The organism is Micromonospora inyonensis (genome assembly GCF_900091415.1).
GTDB classification, from domain to species: domain Bacteria; phylum Actinomycetota; class Actinomycetes; order Mycobacteriales; family Micromonosporaceae; genus Micromonospora; species Micromonospora inyonensis.
Genome location: NZ_FMHU01000001.1, coordinates 2,195,670 through 2,216,590 on the forward strand (window position 1 = coordinate 2,195,670; position 20,921 = coordinate 2,216,590).

General features: G+C 69.7%; 19 protein-coding genes and 1 pseudogene. 10 read left to right on the forward strand and 10 right to left on the reverse strand.

Going from position 1 to position 20,921, the window contains the following annotated elements; translation table 11 throughout:
* Positions 1 to 94: 94 nt before the first annotated feature.
* Positions 95 to 916, forward strand: coding sequence for a transposase family protein (locus GA0074694_RS09955; protein ID WP_091453025.1), 822 nt, complete (start codon positions 95 to 97; stop codon positions 914 to 916).
* Between the two features lie 21 nt (positions 917 to 937).
* Positions 938 to 1,588, forward strand: coding sequence for a hypothetical protein (locus tag GA0074694_RS09960; RefSeq protein ID WP_141714023.1), 651 nt, complete (start codon positions 938 to 940; stop codon positions 1,586 to 1,588).
* 229 nt (positions 1,589 to 1,817) lie between these two features.
* On the opposite strand, the pseudogene GA0074694_RS09965 reads toward GA0074694_RS09960, so the two are convergent.
* From GA0074694_RS09965 to GA0074694_RS32740, 8 genes and pseudogenes are all read right to left on the reverse strand, one after another.
* Positions 1,818 to 2,961: pseudogene (locus GA0074694_RS09965) on the reverse strand (IS3 family transposase).
* 45 nt (positions 2,962 to 3,006) lie between these two features.
* The gene (locus tag GA0074694_RS31540) at positions 3,007 to 3,285 is read right to left on the reverse strand and encodes a hypothetical protein (protein WP_176737843.1); all 279 of its coding nucleotides are present in this window, start codon (positions 3,283 to 3,285) and stop codon (positions 3,007 to 3,009) included.
* Between the two features lie 572 nt (positions 3,286 to 3,857).
* Positions 3,858 to 4,505 (reverse strand): nucleotidyl transferase AbiEii/AbiGii toxin family protein, encoded by a 648-nt coding sequence (locus GA0074694_RS09975; protein WP_091455941.1) that lies wholly within the window; start codon positions 4,503 to 4,505, stop codon positions 3,858 to 3,860.
* A 2-nt stretch (positions 4,506 to 4,507) separates the two neighbouring features.
* The gene (locus GA0074694_RS09980; protein WP_091455946.1) at positions 4,508 to 5,074 is read right to left on the reverse strand and encodes a hypothetical protein; all 567 of its coding nucleotides are present in this window, start codon (positions 5,072 to 5,074) and stop codon (positions 4,508 to 4,510) included.
* Between the two features lie 338 nt (positions 5,075 to 5,412).
* Positions 5,413 to 5,853, reverse strand: coding sequence for a PIN-like domain-containing protein (locus GA0074694_RS09985; protein ID WP_091455948.1), 441 nt, complete (start codon positions 5,851 to 5,853; stop codon positions 5,413 to 5,415).
* A complete protein-coding gene (locus GA0074694_RS09990) occupies positions 5,850 to 6,560 on the reverse strand; it encodes a DUF433 domain-containing protein (protein ID WP_176737844.1) in 711 nt (236 codons plus the stop codon). Before GA0074694_RS09990 ends, GA0074694_RS09985 begins: the two co-directional genes overlap by 4 nt.
* A gap of 23 nt (positions 6,561 to 6,583) precedes the next feature.
* Positions 6,584 to 7,906 carry a DEAD/DEAH box helicase gene (locus tag GA0074694_RS32735; RefSeq protein ID WP_245714619.1) on the reverse strand — a complete coding sequence of 441 codons (1,323 nt, stop codon included), beginning with the start codon at positions 7,904 to 7,906 and terminating at the stop codon, positions 6,584 to 6,586.
* Positions 7,812 to 8,933 (reverse strand): TOTE conflict system archaeo-eukaryotic primase domain-containing protein, encoded by a 1,122-nt coding sequence (locus GA0074694_RS32740; protein ID WP_245714620.1) that lies wholly within the window; start codon positions 8,931 to 8,933, stop codon positions 7,812 to 7,814. Before GA0074694_RS32740 ends, GA0074694_RS32735 begins: the two co-directional genes overlap by 95 nt.
* Positions 8,934 to 8,994: 61 nt before the next feature.
* Here GA0074694_RS32740 and GA0074694_RS10000 point away from each other — a divergent pair, with 61 nt between their 5' ends.
* Positions 8,995 to 9,306, forward strand: a complete 312-nt coding sequence (locus GA0074694_RS10000; RefSeq protein WP_091455957.1) for a hypothetical protein — start codon at positions 8,995 to 8,997, stop codon at positions 9,304 to 9,306.
* 6 nt (positions 9,307 to 9,312) lie between these two features.
* Complete coding sequence (locus GA0074694_RS10005) at positions 9,313 to 10,461, forward strand: hypothetical protein (protein WP_091455959.1); 1,149 nt, start codon at positions 9,313 to 9,315, stop codon at positions 10,459 to 10,461.
* 57 nt (positions 10,462 to 10,518) lie between these two features.
* Here GA0074694_RS10005 and GA0074694_RS10010 read toward each other — a convergent pair whose 3' ends face one another.
* The gene (locus GA0074694_RS10010; protein WP_091455963.1) at positions 10,519 to 10,905 is read right to left on the reverse strand and encodes a hypothetical protein; all 387 of its coding nucleotides are present in this window, start codon (positions 10,903 to 10,905) and stop codon (positions 10,519 to 10,521) included.
* A complete protein-coding gene (locus GA0074694_RS10015) occupies positions 10,902 to 11,858 on the reverse strand; it encodes a KUP/HAK/KT family potassium transporter (protein WP_218105657.1) in 957 nt (318 codons plus the stop codon). Before GA0074694_RS10015 ends, GA0074694_RS10010 begins: the two co-directional genes overlap by 4 nt.
* Before the next feature lie 493 nt (positions 11,859 to 12,351).
* Between GA0074694_RS10015 and GA0074694_RS10020 the strand changes: the two genes are divergently transcribed.
* From GA0074694_RS10020 to GA0074694_RS10045, 6 genes are all read left to right on the forward strand, one after another.
* The gene (locus tag GA0074694_RS10020) at positions 12,352 to 14,415 is read left to right on the forward strand and encodes an APC family permease (RefSeq protein ID WP_245714621.1); all 2,064 of its coding nucleotides are present in this window, start codon (positions 12,352 to 12,354) and stop codon (positions 14,413 to 14,415) included.
* 317 nt (positions 14,416 to 14,732) lie between these two features.
* The gene (locus tag GA0074694_RS10025; protein WP_245714622.1) at positions 14,733 to 15,764 is read left to right on the forward strand and encodes a magnesium and cobalt transport protein CorA; all 1,032 of its coding nucleotides are present in this window, start codon (positions 14,733 to 14,735) and stop codon (positions 15,762 to 15,764) included.
* 295 nt (positions 15,765 to 16,059) lie between these two features.
* Entirely contained in the window at positions 16,060 to 16,149 is a 90-nt protein-coding gene (gene kdpF, locus GA0074694_RS10030) for a K(+)-transporting ATPase subunit F (protein ID WP_074475088.1), read from the forward strand.
* Positions 16,149 to 17,804, forward strand: a complete 1,656-nt coding sequence (gene kdpA, locus GA0074694_RS10035) for a potassium-transporting ATPase subunit KdpA (protein ID WP_091455970.1) — start codon at positions 16,149 to 16,151, stop codon at positions 17,802 to 17,804. Before kdpF ends, kdpA begins: the two co-directional genes overlap by 1 nt.
* A 20-nt stretch (positions 17,805 to 17,824) precedes the next feature.
* Entirely contained in the window at positions 17,825 to 20,014 is a 2,190-nt protein-coding gene (kdpB, locus tag GA0074694_RS10040) for a potassium-transporting ATPase subunit KdpB (RefSeq protein WP_091455974.1), read from the forward strand.
* The gene (locus tag GA0074694_RS10045) at positions 20,014 to 20,895 is read left to right on the forward strand and encodes a potassium-transporting ATPase subunit C (protein WP_091455977.1); all 882 of its coding nucleotides are present in this window, start codon (positions 20,014 to 20,016) and stop codon (positions 20,893 to 20,895) included. Before kdpB ends, GA0074694_RS10045 begins: the two co-directional genes overlap by 1 nt.
* The last annotated feature ends 26 nt before the right edge of the window (positions 20,896 to 20,921 follow it).

Genomic DNA, 20,921 nt, shown 5'->3' on the forward strand with positions numbered 1-20,921 from the left:
CGCCGGATCTGGTGTCGTGCAACGAGAAGACGCAGAACCCCGGTATGAAGGTGGTCCTTCCAAAGATCAACTTCATAAGGGTTCTGCGTCGACGATGAGTGTCACATACACCGCGGTGCTGCCAGCACGCGAGGAGACCGTGAGCTTTCTGGCCAACCTGCTGACGAACGAACGCGTCCGGCGCGGCACCCGCGCCAACACCCGTTCACTGTCAGTGCGAGACCAGGCGATACTGGTCCTTCGCTGGTTCCTGGACGGCACCCGGATGAGGCAACTGGCCCAGGACAACGCCATCGGCAAGTCAACCGGCTACGACTACCTCCACGAAGGCATCGACGTGCTCGCGGCCCGCTCGCCGAGCCTGCACGGAGCGCTGCTGGCCGCGAAAGCCGCCGGCCACGGCCACGTCAACATCGACGGGATGCTGATCGAGACCGACCGGTGTCGCACCCCAGGCCCCACCCCCGGCGTTGACCTCTGGTGGTCCGGCAAACACGACAACCATGGCGGCAACGTCCAGGTCGTCACCGTCGGCGACGGCTGGCCGATCTGGACCTCGCCCGTGCGGCCCGGCCGCGAACATGACACCACCGCGCTGCGCGCCCACACCGAGATCCTGCCGACCCTGGCCAACGCCGGCGACGACCTACGCACCCTCGGCGACCTCGGCTACGAGGGCGAGTCCGACACGATCACCGTCGCGTTCAAAAGACCCAAAGGCGGCCAGCTCACCCTGGCACAACAGCAGCTGAACAAGGCCCACAACAGCGTCCGCGCGATCGGCGAACGCGGCAACTCGCTGCTCAAGACAACCTTCAAGGCGCTACGCAACATCAGCCTGGACCCATGGCGGATCGGAAAGATCGTCGCCGCGGCCCTCGTCATCCTCCACATCGAGCACACCCGCACAACATGACTACCTCCAGTAGTCAGCCCCTTGCGCGGAATGGCTCATTGGCGGCCCGGTGAGGATGGGCCCGCGACCCTCCGCGCATACCTGGAGACGCTGGAACTCCCCGACGGGGTGTCCCTGGACACCGACAAGAAGGGGGCGCTGGGGCTGGGGATGGCCGCTTGGGTGAAAGCCTGGGCACAGGGACTGCGGGGTGAGACCACCCCCGACGGCCACCCCTACACCCTGGACGCGGTAGCCGCACTGTCCGGCAACCTGACCACCAAGCCAACGGTGGGGAATTATTGGCGGGAGGTGGCGCCGCCGCTGCCCCCGCCGCCGGATCACGTGGTTCATTGGCGGCCCGGTGGGGATGGGCCCGTGACCCTCCGCGCATACCTGGAGACGGTGGAACTCCCCGACCGGGTGTCCCTGGACCCCGACAAAAAGGGGAGGTTGGGGCTGGGGATGGCCGCTTGGGTGAAAGCCTGGGCACAGGGACTGCGGGGTGAGACCACCCCCTACGGCCACCCCTACACCCAGGGCGCGGTAGTCACACTGTCCGGCAACCTGATCATCAAGAGCACGGTCGGGAGATATTGGCGGGAGGCGGCGCCGCTGCCAGAACCGCCGGATCACGTGGCCCATTGGCGGCCCGGTGAGGATGGACCCGCGACCCTCCAGGGGTCCCCGTAGTTTCCGGACCAAAAACAACTCCAGGCATCATGATCGCCGACGTCCTCCCGGCGGTCTGACCCGAAAAACAACGGGCCGCGGTGCCTTGTTAGCGATACGTCGACCGGCGGGAGGACGTCGCCGTGCCGCCGCCGGCCGGGGTCGATGTGGCCTGATAGGAGCCCGAACGAAGCGTCCCACTGGAGTTCGGGACTGCCCCGGGTTTGGTTGACTCGCGGGGTTGAGTGGTTCAGGCCGCGTGTGCGGGCCTGTTGATTGTCTCAAACTCGATGGGCGTGAGCCGTCCGAGGCGTTGTTGGCGTCGGCGGCGGTGGTAGGTGCGTTCGATCCAGGTCACGATCGCCAGGCGCAGTTCCTGGCGGGTGTGCCAGCGTTGCCGGTCCAGGACGTTGCGTTGCAGCAGGGCGAAGAACGACTCCATCGCGGCGTTGTCTCCGCAGGCGCCGACCCGGCCCGTCGAGCCGACCAACCGTTACGGTGCAACGCTTTCACGAACTTCCGGGACCGGAACTGGCTACCACGATCGGAGTGCACGATCGTGCCGGCCGGGTCGCGCAGCCGGATCGCGTTGGACAGCGCCGCGACGGCCAGGGAGGCCTTCATCCGCGAGGCGATGGAGTAGCCGACGATCCGACCGGAGTGCACGTCCTTGATCGCGCACAGATACAGCTTGCCCTCGGCGGAGGGATGTTCGGTGATGTCGGTCAGCCACACCTGGTGGGGTGCGTCGGCGGTGAACCGGCGTCGCACCAGGTCGTCGTGCACGGGCGGTCCGGCCCGTCTGGTCAGGCCCTTGCGCTTGGCGAACACCGACCAGATCCGTTGCTGTGAGCACAGCCGGGCGACCCGGTTCGCGCTGGCGGTGATCCCGTGGGCGGGTAGTTCGTCGGCGATGAACCGGTAGCCGAACGCCGGGTCGTCGACGTGGATGTCGACGGCGGCGTTGATCAGATAAGCGTCCTCAAGGTCGCGTCGGGTGACGGGGTTCGTCTTCCACGCGTAGTAGGCCTGCTTGCTGAACCCCAGCACCCGGCAGGTCACCGCGACGAGGATCCCGTCCGCGGCCAGGTCACCGACCAGCGGGTATGTCATTTTGGGGAGATCTCCTTGGCGAAGTAGGCCGCGGCGCGGCGCAGGATCTCGTTCTCCTGCTCCAGGATCTTGTTCCGCCTGCGCAGCTCCCGCAGCTCGGCCGACTCACTGCTGGTGGCACCCGGGCGGACGCCGTCTTCGACGTCGGCGAGCTTGAGCCAACGGTGCAGGCACGCCTCGGAGATCCCGAAGTCCTTCGCGATCTGCCTCAACGACGCCTCGCCCTTACGGGCGACCGCGACCACATCACGACGGAACTCCAGGGGGAACGCTTTCGGCATGGCAGACATCCTTCCCGCGAGGAACACATCCTCACAGATCAGGAGTCAACCGAACCGGTGGCAGTCCCCGCCGACCTCACGGCCAATCCGGATGAACAACGCCTCGACATCGACGAGCGCATCGAGGAAGTCCTCCGCCGGTACCCTGTCCAGAGCCTGGTCCACCGGGCGATCCAGCGTGCCGAGCCCATTCTCGTCGCGCACGTCCGTCGGACACTGAACCGGCTTGACGAGGCAGAGCACACGGCACAATGACGGTCGCTGGTGATGGGCGTGGATCAGCTCAGGGCTGCGGGAGCGGGCCCAGCGCAGCCCGTAGCTCATCAGGCGCTGAGCGTCGTGCGGGTCTCATCCCGAACGCTGACCCCGCGTCAGCGCCATGACCTGGGCCAGCGTACGAAGCTGGCGGATGGGTCGCCGCCGAGCCGTGCTCCCGGTGGGTGGGTCCTGGGCCGAAGGAGCGGACGCCATGATCTTGGATGATGTGCGCGGTGTGTGCTCTCCAGCGGATGCCAACCCGGGTCAACCGGTGCCAGCGCGGGTCACCGTGGCGCACGACCGGTCGCAAACGGGGGTCCGTGTGCTCCGGGTGTGGTCCTGGGCTGGGAGAACAGGGGTCCGGGTGACGTGGGTGAACGTAGGCCACTCCCTGCCACCCCGGGTGAACCCCCAGGTCGCTAGACTGGGCACTCGCGCCCTCGTAGCTCAGGGGATAGAGCATCGGTTTCCTAACCCGACGCTCCGCCGGTGTACGCACGCCGATGACCTGCGGCTTTCCTATCGTCCCCGTTGCGTGCGGTCGCTTCGCGGGCTCGCTGCGATCGCTTGCCGAAGATCAGCTGGACCGTTGTGGGTCCTGCGGGTGCAGCTTAACGTTGCCGCGAGTCGGGACCGAGTCACCCTTCCTCGTCGTCGAGCAGTTCGCGGCGCCACTCCGCGAATCGGCTTCGGAGATCGTCCAGCGCTGGGCCGGTGACGCCGTACTGGGCGAAGTCGTCGGGATCGAGCTGGGTGGCTTGTCCGAGGGCGTCGGCGAAGATGCGCGGGTCGAAGCCCCGGTCGGCGCGCTGCGCGAGAGCGAGAAGGGCGTCGCGGGTGTAGCGGCCGGATCGGAGGGTGGCGTCGATGTCGATGAAGTCCCGGGCGAACGCTCGCCCGTAGAGGGCGCTCATCTTGTTCGCGACCGCGTCGTCGGGGTGGAGGACCGGTCCGATCGCCATGAGGATCGGTTCGTTGGCGCGCCAGTCCACGCCGAGTTCGACCTTGGAAACGCGCACGCCGTCGGTGACAGCCAGCCGGGCGAAGGTGTCGTACTGCCGCTCGGTCTCGACGGTCAGGCCGTCGTCTCGGTAGGCGTGCACGACGGCGGTGACCGCGGCGGTGAACTCCTGCCGGCGGTCCCAGGCGGTGAACAGGTCGACGTCCTCGCTGGGCCGCTCCAGAAGCCCGGCGGCCTGGACCGCGTAGCCGCCGGCCAGCGCGAAGCCGTATCGTTCGGCTGCCGCGAGCCCGGTACGGGCGAGGCGTTCGTGGAAGGGGTCCACCGCTATGCCGCGTTGCTGCGGGTCGCGGCGAGGTCGGGGAAGGCTTCCTCCCAGCGTTGGCGGAGCTGGGGTGGCAGCCAGAGGGTGGGCCAGAGTCGCCGGAGGAGGTCGGCGTCGAGCCAGGTGTTCAGGTCCTCGACGGTGCTGGCTTCGGTGAGCACCACCTTGTACATGCTGGCCAGGCGTGCGGGCCGGTTCAGGTCGTACTCGGCGTGCCCGGACCAGTCGAGATGCCGCGGGAGCGTCACCGTGCCTTCGGTCGGGCCCTGCAGTTGGGCAAAAGTTTCGGCCACCAGGTAGGGCTTGCGGTCGCCGTAGGGTTGGTAGTCCGCAGGCGGCCGGGGTGATGTCCTGCGTCGGCTGATGTTGGTCGCCCGCCGGACTTCCGGTCGTAGCGCCTGGCGGATCGTCTCCCGGCTGTAGCCGGTGACCCGCTGCAGATCCACCGGCCGCCAGCCGGCCGCATGGAACGCCCGTAGCTGCTCGTCCCGCTCGGTCAATGCCTGCGCCCGCGTCGCCTCGTACCGGGAGACAACCGCATGTAGCTCATCCTCGGAGAACCGGCCCATGCCTGCCAGCCTACTACGCTAGGCCAAGCACGCTTGGCTCCTTCAACTACGGGATTTGTGGTCGGCAGCGTGGCGGGACGAGATGCGCCGGGGCGCGAATGGAGGGGCTTGAGTCGCCGCCGGAACGGCGACGTCATGGGTGTCCGCGAGGAACACCCTCGGGGCGTGGGATGGCGGTGGTGATCGAGACGCCGGCAGTCGTGTGACCAGCGATCCAGCCCACGTCGACGGCGGCGCCGACGCGCCAGTCCCGCCCGTCCTTGCTGACCTGCACACCGCTACTCAAGCCGCTGTAGCGACGGTTGGCGTGGGTACCAGATGATCAGTTCACGACCGTGTCAGGTCAGCGGGATCTGCCGCATTGTGGTTCGGGTGGCTGCGTAGATGAAGGGTGGCGGCTCGGCGAGGCAGCGCTCGATATCGCGCCAGCGGCTCATCACGACCTCCAACTGGCCGAAGACGCTGCCTGCGTCGGCCGCTGTCAGGGCGACCATCCTGGCCTGGTGCTCTCGCACGGCGGCGATTTCCAGTCGGTGTTCCTGGATGTGGCAGTCCCGGGTGATGATCAGCCAGCCGCGGCCCGCGACCTCAGGGATCCACTCCGAGTCCTTCACTGCGGGCGAGGCGATGGGGCACGGGGGCCGTTGGCGTTTGTGGATGACCGTGCCGGGGTCGCCGGGGTAGGTGACGTCGGAGCGGAGTCCGGCGAGGACGCGCGCGAGGCCGAGGAGGTCGGCATCGATGTAGAATCGGACCTCGGCAGGCTTGATCCTGCTCACGCCGCGCGTTGGGAGTTCTCGTACGCCAGCGCCCACCGCACGTCAGGCACGTCGAGTTGGTACGTCTCGGCGATCTCCTCGACGTCTAGCCCTGCTTCGTCCTGCTCCCAGAGCACCTCGGTGCTGATCCCCTTGATCGACGGTCGACCGAACCGGACATCCGGGAGGATACGCACCGGTGACTGAGGGTTGGGGTCCGGTCGCCAGCCGGCGGCGATATCGCCGTCCCAGGTGACCCGCTCGACGAACGCCGCCGACGGAGGAGTGAGCAGCAACTGGTTCCCGACCGCGGCCACGAGACAGTATTCCGGGTCAAGGCCGGCCTCGGCCTGCGCTTCCAGCACTAGTTTCTTGCCGGCGACGTAGGGCCGGCGGTCGGCGAGTGGGTAGGGCACCCCGAACTGCTCGCGGAGCAGGTCGATGAACGCCCGCAACTCGACCATCGGCACCCGGTGGGTGCGTCGGTATTCCCGCAACAGCCCGGCCTCGACGAACTCGGCCCACGTGACCGAACGGCCGCCGCGCGGCTCCGTGCGTAGCACGGGCTTGTGGCGGCGCCCCTTACGCTCGTCGCCCTCCAGCCAGTAGTGCAGCGTCGACTGCGCCAGCCGCAGCAGCCGGGCAGCCTCCGCCTCCGAGAAGACCTCACGCTCCAGGACGCTCACCACTTTGCCAGTCTCCCACGCGTCGACTTCTTCGTGGGTCATGGCAGACCCCCTGTGCGGTGCGTTCATGTTCGGGAGAAGCCGAGTGCCCGATATCCGGGCATACGGCGCGGGAGGGAGGCGGCGAGGATGGGTGCGGCCGGGTCGTGGTAGTCGTGGACCTCGGCGAGGTCCTTGCCGGGTGCGGCGCGGATAACGCGGCCGGCGCATTGGATTAGTAGGCCGTCGTAGGAGATCGGGCCGGCGAGGAAGAGGGTGTCGAGGGCGGGGGCGTCGAAGCCTTCACCGATGAACGGTGTGGTGCCGATGACGAGCAGTCCGTCGCCGGCCTTCGCGCCGTCGAGCCGGTCAACGATGGTCCGCCGGTCGCGGGTGCTCATCGCGACTTGGAGTACGAGCGGCTGGTGTCCTCGTGTGGCGAGCAGAGCCTTGAGGGCCTCGACTTGGGCGACCCGTCGGGTCAGGACGAGACAGTTGCGGCCGCGTGTCAGGGCTGCGGCGACGTCATCGGCGACCTGGGTGTTGCGGGGCTCGTCGAGGGCCAGCCTTCGGTGGACCTCGGCGAGTGCGCCGGGTGCGTCCAGGTCGATGTCGCCGGGTTGGAAGGTGGTTTCGTGGATGTGCAGCGCTCGACGGGGTCCGGCGTCGGCGTGCATGGCTGCCGTGAGGGTGCCTTGTTCCTCGTCGGTGAGGGTGTGGCGGACGGGTCCGAGTTGCCAGGTGACGAGTTGGCCGAGGCCGTCGCGTCGGGTGGGGGTGGCGGTGAGGCCGAGCCAGAACTGCGCGGCGATCCGTTTGACTGAGTGCTCGTAGGCTGCGGCGCCGAGGTGGTGGCATTCGTCGACGATGACGTGCCCGTACCCCTGGGTGAGGGTGGCGACGTCGTCGCGTCGGGTGAGGGAGGGCAGCAGCGCGATGTCTACCGTGCCGGTGAGCTTGCGTCGGCCGCCGCCGAGTTGGCCGGGCTTGATGCCGAGGAACTGTTGGATGCGGGTGCGCCACTGGTCGGCGAGGGCTTTGCGGTCGACGAGGACGAGGGTGGAGGTGTTGCGTTCGGCGATCACGGCGCAGGCCATGACGGTCTTGCCGGAGCCCGGTGGCGCGACCAGGATCCCGTCGTCGTGAGCGAGAAGCGCGCCGACCGCGCTGGCCTGCCTGCTGCTGAGTTCGGCGGTGAACGCGGTGTCGATCTCGGTCCCGGCGTTTCGTGCGTCCGTGACGGCCAGCCGTGACCCGGCGTGTTCGACGATCGTGGCGATCGTTTGCCGCAGGCCCCGCGGGAGGACCAGGTGGTCATCGAGGGTGAGGTCGTAGCCCTGGATGAAGCGTGGGGTGTCCCAGGTGGACTTGCGGAGCCGTTGCAGCTCGTAGAACTTCGGGTTGAGCATGGCGGCGGCGTGCTTGAAGGTGGCCAGCGCGGCGGGGGTGAGCTGTCCGGCGTCGATACTCAGCCCGGCGCCGGCCTTTCGCGTGGACCACCGGAGGTAGCGGAGGATGGACCTGCGTCGCGGCGGACCGGCTCATCGTGGCGATGTCGGCACCGGTGACGGCTTGCTTCGCTTGCCGGGCGATGTGTTCGGCGTCGCCGGGGCTGAGGCGGTCCAGCGTCGACAGGAACGCCCACTGGTCGGCGTGCGGCTCGAGGGTGCCGAGGTCGAGGAAGGTGGTGAGTCCGTCCTTGCGGCGGCGGCCCTGCAGGGGTGCGGCGATGAGGTTGCCGAAGCCACCGTCGGGCAGGACGTCCTGGTTGGGAAACAGCCGGTCGTACGACCGCAGATCCATCGACCCACGTAGCACCATCGCCTCACGCAGTAGGACCGTGCCCACGGCCCGCGCGGTGGCCGCGGCAACAGCGCCGGTGAAGAAGACCCACACGTGGGCTCCGCGACCCGACTGGGAGATCTCCAACGCGGCGGGCAGCGCGCTGGCTCGTGCCGCCTTCGCGTACGCGAGGGCGTCGAGCACCGCCGTCGGCCCGTCGAAGTCGGCCACGACGAAGTGACAGGTGTTGCCGGGCATCAGCGGGTACAGGCCCATGAACACGTCGCCGACGAGATGCGCCGCGACGACCTCCGTCGTCCGGGGCAGGTAGGTGGCACCGCGCCGGTCCCTACCCTTACGCCAACCGCCCGCGACCGCCGGCATCCACCCGGCAGCGCCGGTACGGGCGTTGTCCCACCGCACGGCGTACACGTCGGCCCGGGCCCGGAACCGGTCGGCGAACAACGCCAGGTTGTCCCGAGTCGGCGAAGCCATGGTGACCAGCCCCGGCGGCTCAACTGGCGCGGACAACTGCTCCGGCGCCGCAGTCGTGTCCTGGCCGCGCAGCTTCAGCAGACGTGCCAGTCGGGTGTTCTCCGCCCGTAGCCGCTCCACCTCCCGCCGAAGATCGACGAACTCGGCCACCGAACCCATGCCGACCATCCCCGCGCATCGGGCTCCGAACACCCTTACACCGGTCCGGTATCCTCCGCCGATGGCATCGAAGGAGACCGCCGCGCTGGAGGCGATGATCGAGGAAGCCACCGTCGACGCGTACGGCGACGACGAACAGCTCACCGGCCTGTTCACCATGATCGAGGAGCATCTGGCGGTGCCGTTCCACACCATCGTCCTCGGCGTCGAGGTGACCGTGCGGAAGATCGCCCTGACCGCGGACACCATCATCGCGATCTGCACCCGAGGCCACCACCGGCAGAGGATCGACTTACTCGACCTGCCGCTACCCACCCCGCCACCGGACGGCAACGCGTGGGTCGACGCCTATCGGCACTGGGCCGGGAGGTAGGCCCCCGTGAGTGAGTACCAGTACTACGAATTCACCGCCGTCGACCGACCCCTCACCGGCCGGGAGCGGGCCGCGGTTCGGTCGCTGTCGACCCGGGCCGACATCACCGCCACCAGCTTCGTGAACACCTACGAGTGGGGCAACTTCAAGGGCAACCCGCGAACGCTGATGGAGCGGTACTTCGACGCTCACCTGTACCTGGCGAACTGGGGCACCCGCCAGCTCATGCTGCGGCTACCGAAACACGTGCTCGACCCCGCCATCGTCGCCCAGTACTGCCAGGGTGGCAGCGCATCCGCGTGGACCGCCGGCACGCACGTCATCATCGACCTGCACGACGAGGACGAGGACGGCGTCGACGAGTGGGACCTCGACGGCCACGGTCTGCTCGCCTCGATCATCCCGGTCCGGGCCGGAATCGCCGCCGGTGACCTGCGCCTGCTGTACCTGGCCTGGCTGCGCTGCGTACAGTCCGCGGAGATCGCCGACGACGAGCCTGAACCGCCCGTCCCGGCCGGCCTGGGAACCCTCGACGCGTCCCTCACCGCCGTCGCCGAGTTCCTGCGCATCGACCCCGACCTGATCGCGGCCGCGGCGGCCGGGTCGTCGCCGGCAGCCTCCGGTGAACCGACCGCTGCGCAACTACGCACCTGGGTCGTCGGGCTGCCCGCTCGGGACAAGGACGCCATCCTGGCCGACCTGATCACCGGCGGTGACAGCCACCTGCGCAGCCGACTGCTGCGCCGCTACCGCGACGCGCATCCCACCGACGCGTCCACCCCGACGGCCGCCCGCACCGCCGGGGAGCTACTCGCCACCGCCGCCGACCTGCGCGCCGAACGGGAACGCCTCGACGCCGAGCGGCGTGAACGCGACCGGGTTCGCAGGGAACGGTCCGCCGCAGCAGCCCGGCAACGGCACCTCGACACCCTCGCGAGCGACCAACCCGCCGCATGGCAGCGGGTCGACGAACTCATCGCCACGAAGAGACCCCGCGAGTACGACACCGCAGTTCAACTCCTCGTCGACCTGCGCGATCTCGCCGAGCGCGACCGAGACAGCGGGTTCCAACAGCGGCTGGCCAAGCTACGGGCGGCCCACGCCCGCAAGCCCAGCCTGCTCGAACGCCTCAACCTCGCAGCCCTCGACACCTGACGCACTGTTCGCCGCCCGACATCCGCCGCTGTGTATCACCGCCAAGCAGTACCCGGATCAGGGGTTCAGGTCGGCCCACTGCGCCTGCGTCAGCAGGCCCTCATGCTCCAGCCGGTGGGCGACCTCGGTCTTCGTGGCCGCATCCAGCGTCTCGGGTAGATCCTCGAACGAGGCGGGCAGGACATCCAGGAGGGAAAAGATCTGCTGGCCGTCCCGCACCGTCAGAAGCAGCATGCATCGCCAGTGCGGCGAAGACTCAGGCCGGTGGCCCAATCGGTGCACCAGTACCGGCCACAGATAGTGCACCGCTGCTGGACCGGCGAACTCCGCCAACCACCCTGCCCCGTGGTTGCGAGTCAGTCCGCAATGGATCGCCTCGGAGTCGAGCCGGATCAACTCTGACGTGTCGACAGCCTTGATCGTCCGGGGAACACCTGAGCTCACGGCGAGAGTTTCCCATGCGAGAACGAGCCGCCCGACACGCCGATCCCGGCCCGCCCGCCCGCGGACCAGCCAGGACAAACGTCAACCCTGACCGGCAAGCTTAGGACCATCAGGAGATCGTCGGGCAATGGCTCACCCGCTCCGCCGAACGCCGGCACGCGTCGGCCTCGTGCTGATTCAGCCTCCGAAGTCCGCGGACGATTTCCGTGAGGCCCGTCGCTGCCCGGCTGCACGCTTCCGCCGGTGTCCGCAGGCTGATGACGTGCGGTCTTGTGGTTTTCCGCCTGCGTGTGTCGGTCGCGCCAGGGCGTTGCTGCGATCGCTTGCTGAGGATCAGCAGAGGTGTGTAAAAGCTGCTCAGTGCCACTCTGGAGCGGCGGGCGGCTTGCCGGAAACCGGGCGTTAGGCGACGCGATGAGCGCGCCCCGACCGAAGTAGCTGAGCGTGCAGGCGGGGAGCACCAGCAACAGCCAGCCGCGGGTGATGACCCGGCGGCCGAAGTGTCCCATGTCCGCGTACAGGGCCTCGGCGCCGGTGACGGCGAGCACGACGGCGGCCAGGGTGAAGAAGGCGATGTCGAAGCGGCCGGCGAGGAAACCGACCGCGTGGGTGGGTGACAGGGCGGCGAGGATCGCCGGCTGCCGGGCGATGCCGGCCGCGCCGCAGAGGCCGATCACCGCGAACCAGACGATCATGACCGGTCCGAACAGGCGCCCGACGGTGGCGGTGCCGCGCCGCTGCAGCGCGAACAACAACAGGATGATCAGTACGGTGATCGGCACGACGAGACTCGCCGTCGACGGCTGGATGACCTTGAGTCCTTCCACCGCGGACAGCACGGAGATCGCTGGGGTGATCATGCTGTCGCCGAAGAACAGCGCGGCGCCGAAGACGCCGGCCGTCGCCAGTGCCGCACCGACGCGTCCGGTGTTGCGCGTGCGGCGACGGCGCAACAGGGACCGGATGTGGGTCGGCCGGGTTGAAGGCGGTCTGCATGGTGTAGATGGGACTGGTGCCGATCTCGCCGAACACGACCCCGAGCGCGGCGACGACGAGCGCGGCCCGGACGACGTCGGGTCCACCGAGGAACGCCCGGCCGGCACGTCGTCAGGCACCCGAGCCTCCTTCACCGGTACCGCCCGGCACGGCGACCGCGGCCTCGGGATGTGGCACACCTGTAGCGGACGACTCGCCACCCCGCGTCGGTCGACAACGGCACGACACTCATCGCCTCCGTGGGCGGGGCAGCGCTGTTCCGCCGGTGTTCACCCACGCGAGTGCCGTGCGCCGTCACCCGGCCTGACCCGAGCCGGGGCCCCGCCGGCGGCATGGTGATCCGTCCCGTCGCCGGCGGCGTGCCGGTGGTGGCCGATGGGTAGTCTGTGCGCTGCCCGAGGGGCGCGCCCGTGTGGGCGCCTCCGACCCGACCAAGGACAGGGGCTACGGATGGCTACCGGCCGATCGAGGCGTACGGCGACGCGCGCTGCACTCGGCGTCGGCGTGGGCGACGGCAGGCCGCTGCAGGGGGCGGCGCGACCGGTGGTGCCGGAGTGCGTGGACGCGCCGGCGGTTGCCGGCCCGGTGGCGAGCCCGCTGGGCCGGTGGTTGTTGCGTCACCGGGTGCAGCCGGCCGGCCCGGAGACCGGGGAGTCGCACGCCACCCCGCACTCCTGGTGGAAGGTGATGTGCCTGACCGGGGTGGACTACTTCTCCACCCTGTCGTATCTGCCGGGCATCGCCGCGCTGGCGGCGGGAGCCTTGTCGCCGCTGGCGACGTTGCTGATCGTGGCGTTGACCCTGTTCGGGGTGCTGCCGGTGTACCGGCGGGTGGCCCGAGAGAGCCCGCACGGGCAGGGGTCGGTGGCGATGCTGGAGCGGCTGCTGCCGTTCTGGAAGGGCAAGCTGTTCGTCCTGGTGCTGCTGGGGTTCGTGGCGACCTCGTGGATCATCACGATCACCCTGTCCTCGGCGGATGCGACGGTGCACCTGCTGGAGAATCCGGTCCTGCCCGACAGGTTCCCGCACGGCACCACCGCCGCGGTCGTGGTCACCGTCGTGCTGTTGCTGATCCTGGGCGGGGTGTTCCTGCTCGGCTTCAGCGAGGCCGTCGGCGTCGCGATTCCCCTGGTCGGGGTGTTCCTGCTGCTGAATGCGATCATCGTGGGCGTCGGACTGGTCCGGGTGGTCCAGGATCCGGCCCTGCTGGCGGGCTGGACCGACGCGTTGACCGCCGGGACGAACGGCGTCGGTGACATCATCGGTCCGGCGGTGCTGGCCTTCCCGTTGCTGGTTCTGGGTTTGTCCGGTTTCGAGACCGGCGTGAGCATGATGCCGCTGGTCCGCGGCGACGGTGCGGACGCGCAGGCGCGGCTGGCCGCGCGGGTCCGTAACACCAAGCGGTTGCTGACCGCCGCCGCGCTGATCATGTCCGCGTACCTGATCTCCACGACGTTCGTCACCACCGTGCTGATTCCGGCCGAGGAGTTCCAGCCGGGCGGCGAGGCCAGCGGCCGGGCCCTGGCCTACGTCGCCCACGAGTACGTGGGGGAGGCGTTCGGCACCGTCTACGACATCAGCAGCGTGCTGATCCTGTGGTTCGCCGGTGCCTCGGCGATGGCCGGCCTGATCAACATCGTGCCCCGCTACCTGCCCTCGTACGGCATGGCTCCGGAGTGGGGACGTGCCGTTCGCCCGGTGGTGATCGTCTACACGCTGATCAGCATCGCGATCACCGTCGCGTTCCGGGCCGACGTCAACGCCCAGGCCGGGGCGTACGCGACCGGCATCCTGGCGATGATGGTCTCCGGCGCGGTCGCGGTGACCATCTCCGCGCTGCGCCGCCGGCAACGGCTGGTCACCGCCGGGTTCGCGGTGCTCACCCTGGTGCTGGTGTACGCGCTGGTCGAGAACATCATCGAGAAGCCCGACGGGATCGCGATCTCCGGCCTGTTCATCGCCGGCATCATCGTCGTGTCGCTGGTCTCGCGGGTGTCCCGCACCACGGAGCTGCGGGCCGAGCGGATCGAGTTCGACGAGGCGGCGCGGCGGTTCGTCGCCGACTCGGTCGAGTACGACGGCCGGCTGGACATCATCGCGCACCGCCCGGACGTGGCCTCCGGGGCCGAGTACCGGGCCAAGGAACGCTCCCAGCGGGGCATGAACCCGGTGCCGGGGGCGGCGGACGTGCTGTTCCTGGAGATCGAGGTGATCGACCCGTCGGACTTCAGCGACGTGCTGCGGGTACGCGGCCTCGAGGTCGGCGGGCACCGGGTGTTGCGTGTGCAGAGCCCGGCGGTGCCGAACGCGATCGCGGCGATCCTGCTCGCCCTGCGCGACGCCACCGGGATCCGCCCGCACGCGCACTTCGAGTGGTCCGAGGGCAACCCCATCGCGCACCTGATGCGCTACCTCATCCTCGGCCGGGGCGACACCCCGCCGGTGGTGCGGGAGATCCTGCGCAAGGCCGAGCGGGACCCGGTCCGCCGTCCCGGCATCCACGTCGGCGGCTGATCCCCGGGGCCGGTCGCCCGTTCCGGGGGCCACCCCGGGCGCTCGGCGGGCGCGGCGTACCTGCGATCGGTTGACGCGCAGGCCGGTCGGTGGGCGGCCTGCTGCCGGTGGGCCGGGCGGTGGTGCCTGAGGCGTCCGCGTCTCGGCGCGCACGGCCGGAGAGGATGAGGAAAGATCGGGTTCGGTTCACCGTTCCTGTGCTGCGACACCGTGGAGGCCACGTCATGCGCCGCGACCGACGGCACCACCCGGGGCAGGTCGTGCGGGATCTCCTCCGATCCGGACTTCTGGCGAGAGTCCTACCGGACCGACCGGACGTGCCGGAACTGCCCGTGGACCGGCCCAACCCGGACGCGGTCGTCGACTGCGCCGTCTACCTCGACGGACGACGGCAGCCGGGCCGCCCGCACTACGCCGACGCCTACGAGCGGGCGCGCCGGCAGCGCTCCGGGTTCGTGTGGCTCGGCCTGCACGACCCCGACTCCGCCACCATGGCGTCGGTGGCCGCGACCTTCCAACTGCACGGCCTGACCATCGATCAGGCGCTCACGGACGGGCACCGCCCGGCGATCGAGCAGCACGGCGACGTGACTCTGCTGGTGTGCCGTACCGCCAGCTACGTCGAGCACGCCGAGCTGACGGCCTCCTCCGAGGTCGTCGATACCGGCGACGTGATGGTGTTGCTCGGCGACCGGTTCGCCATCACCGTCCGCCACGGCGCCCCGGGCGCCCTGCGCGCCGTACGCGACGAACTTCAGCGGCAGCCCGCCCTGCTCGCCCAGGGGCCGTGGGCCGTCGCCTACGCGGTGTGCGACCGCATGGTCGACTCGTACCTCGATGTCGCCACCCAGGTGGAGAAAGACCTCGAACGCGTGGAAGAGGCGGTGTTCGACCGCGACCGCCGCACCGCGGACGTCCACCAGATCTACCAGCTCAAACGGGAACTGGTCGAACTCAAGCGAGCGGTCATGCCCCTGCGGGGGCCGCTGCGTTGGCTCGCCGACCGACGCCGGGACGTCCTGCCCGCCACCCTGCGGCCCTACTTCGCCGACCTCGACGGCCGCCTCGACCGGGCCGTCGACCGGGTCACCGCCTTCGACGACCTGCTCAACTCCGTCCTGCAGGCCCGCCTGGCGCAACTGTCGGTCGACCAGAACAACGACATGCGCAAGATCGCCTCCTGGGCCGCCATCGCCGCCGTCCAGACCGCCATCGCCGGCATTTACGGCATGAACTTCACCCACATGCCGGAGCTCACCTGGCGGTACGGCTACTTCGGGGCCCTCGCCCTCATGGCCGTCGCCGCTCTCACCCTGTACCGCCTCTTCCGCCGCTCCGGCTGGCTGTAGCAAGCGGAGGTCTCCGTCCTCCGGACCGCGCGCACCGAGTGCGCGGTGGGTGAGCCGATTCACCTGGTGCGGTGCGGGCGTCAAGACCGCGTCAAAAACCGCCCCGCGCACGTCATGGTCGCGTTATAGCCCTGGCCACCCGATCCGTCCGGCGATGTGATTGCCCGGAGCGGCCACCGGGCCGTGACGAGGTGTTCCGAATCGAGGAGTCAGACGTGTCTGACGTGGTGTTCGTGGTGGTGACGGTGGCGCTGTTCGCGGCGCTCGCCCTGCTGGTGAGGGGCGTGGAGAAGCGGTGAGCGCCGTCAACGCCGTGGGCCTGGTGCTGGCGATCGGCCTGGCCGTGTTCCTGGTGGTCGCCCTGCTGTTCCCGGAGCGGTTCTGATGACCGTGACGACAGCCGGTGTGCTGTTCCTCTGCTCGCTGGTGGTGGCACTGGTCGTCGTGCACAAGCCGTTCGGCGATTACCTGTACCGGGTGGTATCCGGTCAGCGGCAGTCCCGCGTGGAGCGGGGCGTCTACCGTCTGGTCGGGGTGAACCCGGCGGCCGAGCAGACCTGGGGCGTGTACGCCCGCAGTGTGCTGGCCTTCTCCGCCGTCTCGGTCCTGTTCCTCCACGCGTTCCAGCGCCTGCAGAACCACCTGTGGCTGTCGTTGGGCCACGACCCGGTGGTGCCGCACGGCGCCTGGAACACCGCCGTGTCGTTCGTGACGAACACGAACTGGCAGTGGTACTCGGGTGAGTCCACGATGGGCCACCTGGTCCAGATGGCCGGTCTGGCGGTGCAGAACTTCGTCTCCGCCGCCGTCGGCATCGCCGTCGCGGCGGCCCTGGTGCGCGGCTTCGCCCGTTCCCGCACCGGCGACCTGGGCAACTTCTGGGTCGACCTGACCCGGATCACCCTGCGGGTCCTGCTCCCGATCGCGGTGCTCGGCGCGCTGGCCCTGATGGTCGGTGGGGTGGTGCAGAACCTCTCGGCCGGCACCGACGTCACCACGCTCACCGGCGGGTCGCAGACGATCACCGGCGGGCCGGTGGCCGGCCAGGAAGTGATCAAGGAACTGGGCACGAACGGCGGCGGCTTCTACAACGTTAACAGCGCCCACCCGTTCGAGAACCCGACCGCCTGGACGAACTGGCTGCAGATCTTCCTGATCCTGGTGATCCCGTTCAGCCTGCCCCGGGTCTTCGGCCGGATGGTCGGGCAGACCCGGCAGGGCTACGCGATCGCCGCCGTCATGGCGATCCTCGCGATCGCCAGCGTCACCCTGACCAACGTGTTCGAGCTGTCCGGCAACGGCACCGTCCCGCAGGCGGTCGGCGCGGCCCTGGAGGGCAAGGAGGTGCGGTTCGACGTGTCGAACTCGGCGACCTTCGCCGCCGCGACCACGCTCACCTCCACCGGCGCGGTGAACTCGTTCCACGACTCGTACACCGCGTTGGGCGGCGGGATGCTGCTGCTCAACATGATGTTCGGCGAGGTCGCACCCGGCGGCGTCGGCGCCGGGCTGTACGGGCTGTTGATCCTGGCCGTCATCACGGTGTTCGTCGCCGGCCTGATGGTCGGCCGGACCCCCGAGTACGTGGGCAAGAAGATCGGCTCCCGGGAGATCAAGTTCGCCTCGCTGTACTTCCTGGTCACCCCGGCCCTGGTGCTGATCGGCACGGCGGCGGCGTTCGCCACCGGCAACCACGCCACCGCGCTCAACGTCGGCCCGCACGGTCTGTCCGAGGTGCTCTACGCGTTCACCTCGGCGAGCAACAACAACGGCTCGGCGTTCGCCGGCATCACCGTGAACACGTCCTGGTGGAACACCGCCCTGGGCCTGTGCATGCTGCTCGGCCGGTTCCTGCCGATCATCTTCGTGCTCGCCCTGGCCGGCTCCCTGGCCCGCCAGCAACCCACCCCCGCCTCCGAGGGCACCCTGCCCACGCACCGGCCGCTGTTCGTCGGGATGGTCGTCGGCGTCACGGTGATCCTGGTCGCGCTGACCTTCCTGCCCGCCCTCGCGCTCGGCCCCCTGGCCGAAGGGCTGTGACCACCATGAGAGAGAAGGACATGACCACCCCCACGCCGGCACCGCACGGCACCGCCGACGCGGCGACCGCCGGCACCCCGGCCACGCACGGCAACCGGGCCGGCCTGCTCGACCCCCAGCAGATGATCACGTCGCTCCCCGACGCGGTGCGCAAGCTCGACCCACGCACCCTGTGGCGCAACCCGGTCATGCTGATCGTCGAGATCGGCGCCGTCTTCACCACCGTGCTCGCCGTGGCCGACCCGTCGGTGTTCGCGCTCGCGATCACCGGCTGGCTCTGGCTGACCGTGCTCTTCGCCAACCTCGCCGAGGCCGTCGCCGAGGGCCGGGGCAAGGCGCAGGCCGCCGCGCTGCGCAAGGCCAAGACGGACACCATCGCCACCCGCCTGACCGGGTGGACGCCCGGCGCGCGGGCCAACGCCTACCGGGAGCAGGCCGTACCGGCGCCCGAGCTGAAGCAGGGCGACATCGTCCTGGTCGAGGCCGGCGGCATCATCCCCGGCGACGGGGACGTGGTCGAGGGCATCGCCAGCGTCGACGAGTCCGCCATCACCGGCGAGTCCGCCCCGGTGATCCGGGAGTCCGGCGGCGACCGTAGCGCCGTCACCGGCGGCACGAAGGTCCTCTCCGACCGGATCATCGTCAAGATCACCCAGAAGCCCGGTGAGAGCTTCATCGACCGGATGATCAACCTGGTCGAGGGCGCCAACCGGCAGAAGACCCCGAACGAGATCGCGCTGAACATCCTGCTCGCCGCGCTCACGATCATCTTCCTGCTCGCGGTGGTTACCCTTCAGCCGCTGGCGATCTTCTCGAAGGGCTACCAGGGCGCGGCCCCCGACACGCAGGCGATCACCGACGCCGGCGTCAGCGGGATCGTGCTGGTGTCCCTGCTGGTCTGCCTGATCCCCACCACCATCGGGGCGCTGCTGTCCGCGATCGGCATCGCCGGCATGGACCGCCTCGTGCAGCGCAACGTCCTGGCGATGAGCGGCCGGGCGGTCGAGGCCGCCGGCGACGTCAACACCCTGCTGCTGGACAAGACCGGCACCATCACCCTCGGCAACCGGCAGGCCGCCGAGTTCCTCCCGGTCGAGGGCGTCGATGCGGCCACGGTCGCGGACGTCGCGCAGCTGTCCAGCCTCGCCGACGAGACCCCGGAGGGCCGCTCGGTGGTCGTGCTCGCCAAGAATGAGTTCGGTCTCCGGGAGCGGGAGCCGGGCCTGATCCCGCACGCCACGTTCGTGCCGTTCACCGCGCAGACCCGGATGAGCGGTGTCGACCTCGGCGCGGAGGCCGTGGACGGCGGCGTGCGCCGCATCCGCAAGGGCGCCGCCGCCGCGGTGATGAAGTGGGTACGCGAGAACGGTGGCCACCCCACAGAGCAGGTCGGCCAGCTCGTGGACGAGATCAGCGGCATCGGCGGCACCCCACTGGTCGTCGCCGAGCACCTCGACGGGCAGCCGGCCCGCGCTCTCGGCGTCATCCACCTCAAGGACGTGGTCAAGGCCGGCATGAAGGAACGGTTCGACGAGATGCGCGCCATGGGCATCCGCACCGTGATGATCACCGGCGACAACCCGCGCACCGCGAAGGCCATCGCCGACGAGGCCGGGGTCGACGATTTCCTCGCCGAGGCGACCCCGGAGGACAAGCTCGCCCTGATCCGCAAGGAGCAGGAGGGCGGCCGGCTCGTCGCGATGACCGGCGACGGCACCAACGACGCGCCCGCCCTCGCGCAGGCCGATGTCGGGGTCGCGATGAACACCGGCACGTCGGCCGCCAAGGAGGCCGGCAACATGGTCGACCTCGACTCCGACCCGACCAAGCTGATCGAGATCGTGGAGATCGGCAAACAGTTGCTGATCACCCGCGGGGCGCTGACCACGTTCAGCATCGCCAACGACATCGCGAAGTACTTCGCGATCATCCCGGCCATGTTCGCCGGCATCTACCCAAGCCTGGACGCCCTCAACATCATGCGCCTGGCGAGCCCGGAGTCGGCGATCCTCTCCGCGGTCATCTTCAACGCGATCATCATCGTCGCGCTGATCCCGCTCGCCCTGCGCGGCGTCCGCTACCGGCCGGCGTCGGCCTCGACGCTGCTCAGCCGCAACCTGCTGGTCTACGGCCTCGGCGGCATCGTGGCCCCGTTCCTCGGCATCAAGCTCATCGACCTGCTCATCCAGTTCATCCCAGGGATCTCGTGATGCGCCTCCCCACCTGGCTCGCCCAACATCTCGCCGCGCTGCGCGCGCTGCTCGTCTTCACCGTCCTGCTCGGCCTTGCCTACCCCCTGGCGCTGGTCGCCGCCGGTCGGATCCCCGGCCTCGCCGACAAGGCCGACGGGTCGTTGCTGACCGTCGACGGACGGACGGTGGGCAGTGCGTTGATCGGCCAGTCCTTCACCGACGCCGACGGCAACCCCGTCCCGCGCTACTTCCAGTCCCGCCCCTCGGCGGCCGGCGACGGCTACGACCCCACCGCCACCGCCGCCAGCAACCTCGGCCCGGAGAGCGTCATCGACACCATCACCAGCGACCAGGAGACCTCCGCGCAGAGCCTGCTCACCCAGGTCTGCCAGCGGAGCAAGGTCGTCGGCGAACTCGACGGCGTGGACGGGCGGCGGCCGTACTGCACCACCGACGGGGTGGGCGCGGTGCTGGCCGTCTTCCGGCGCGACGGCCTGACCGGCCCGGTCACCCGCGTGGTCAGCGTCAACCAGGTCGCGCCCGCCACCCCGTTCCTCGCCAGTTACGAGGGCGTCTCCGTCGAACTGGCGACACCGGGTGAGGACTACGTCGCCGCAGGCGGGCTGGTCACCCCGATCCGCGGCGACGCCCCCGCCGAACCGGCGGTGCCGGCCGACGCCGTCACCGCCAGCGGCAGCGGCCTCGACCCGCACATCAGCCCCGCGTACGCTCAGGTCCAGGTCTCTCGGGTGGCGCGGGAGCGGGGCGCGGACCCGGCGGCGGTCCGCCGCCTCGTCGCCGAGCACACCACGGGTCGCTCGCTGGGCTTCATGGGGGAACCCGGGGTGAACGTGCTGGAGCTCAACCTCGCCCTCGACGAGCGGTTCCCCGTCGGCTGACACCCCCCCCCAATCGGGCAGGGTCG

Excerpts from the sequence above, each read along its gene's own strand:
- GA0074694_RS09955 (WP_091453025.1), top strand. The coding sequence starts at position 95 with ATGAGTGTCACATACACCGCGGTGCTGCCAGCACGCGAGGAGACCGTG.
- GA0074694_RS31540 (WP_176737843.1), bottom strand. The coding sequence starts at position 3,285 with ATGAGCTACGGGCTGCGCTGGGCCCGCTCCCGCAGCCCTGAGCTGATC.
- GA0074694_RS09980 (WP_091455946.1), bottom strand. The coding sequence starts at position 5,074 with ATGGGCCGGTTCTCCGAGGATGAGCTACATGCGGTTGTCTCCCGGTAC.
- GA0074694_RS09990 (WP_176737844.1), bottom strand. The coding sequence starts at position 6,560 with ATGACCCACGAAGAAGTCGACGCGTGGGAGACTGGCAAAGTGGTGAGC.
- GA0074694_RS32735 (WP_245714619.1), bottom strand. The coding sequence starts at position 7,906 with ATGCTCAACCCGAAGTTCTACGAGCTGCAACGGCTCCGCAAGTCCACC.
- GA0074694_RS32740 (WP_245714620.1), bottom strand. The coding sequence starts at position 8,933 with ATGGGTTCGGTGGCCGAGTTCGTCGATCTTCGGCGGGAGGTGGAGCGG.
- GA0074694_RS10000 (WP_091455957.1), top strand. The coding sequence starts at position 8,995 with ATGGCATCGAAGGAGACCGCCGCGCTGGAGGCGATGATCGAGGAAGCC.
- GA0074694_RS10020 (WP_245714621.1), top strand. The coding sequence starts at position 12,352 with ATGGCTACCGGCCGATCGAGGCGTACGGCGACGCGCGCTGCACTCGGC.
- kdpA (WP_091455970.1), top strand. The coding sequence starts at position 16,149 with ATGACCGTGACGACAGCCGGTGTGCTGTTCCTCTGCTCGCTGGTGGTG.
- kdpB (WP_091455974.1), top strand. The coding sequence starts at position 17,825 with ATGACCACCCCCACGCCGGCACCGCACGGCACCGCCGACGCGGCGACC.
- GA0074694_RS10045 (WP_091455977.1), top strand. The coding sequence starts at position 20,014 with ATGCGCCTCCCCACCTGGCTCGCCCAACATCTCGCCGCGCTGCGCGCG.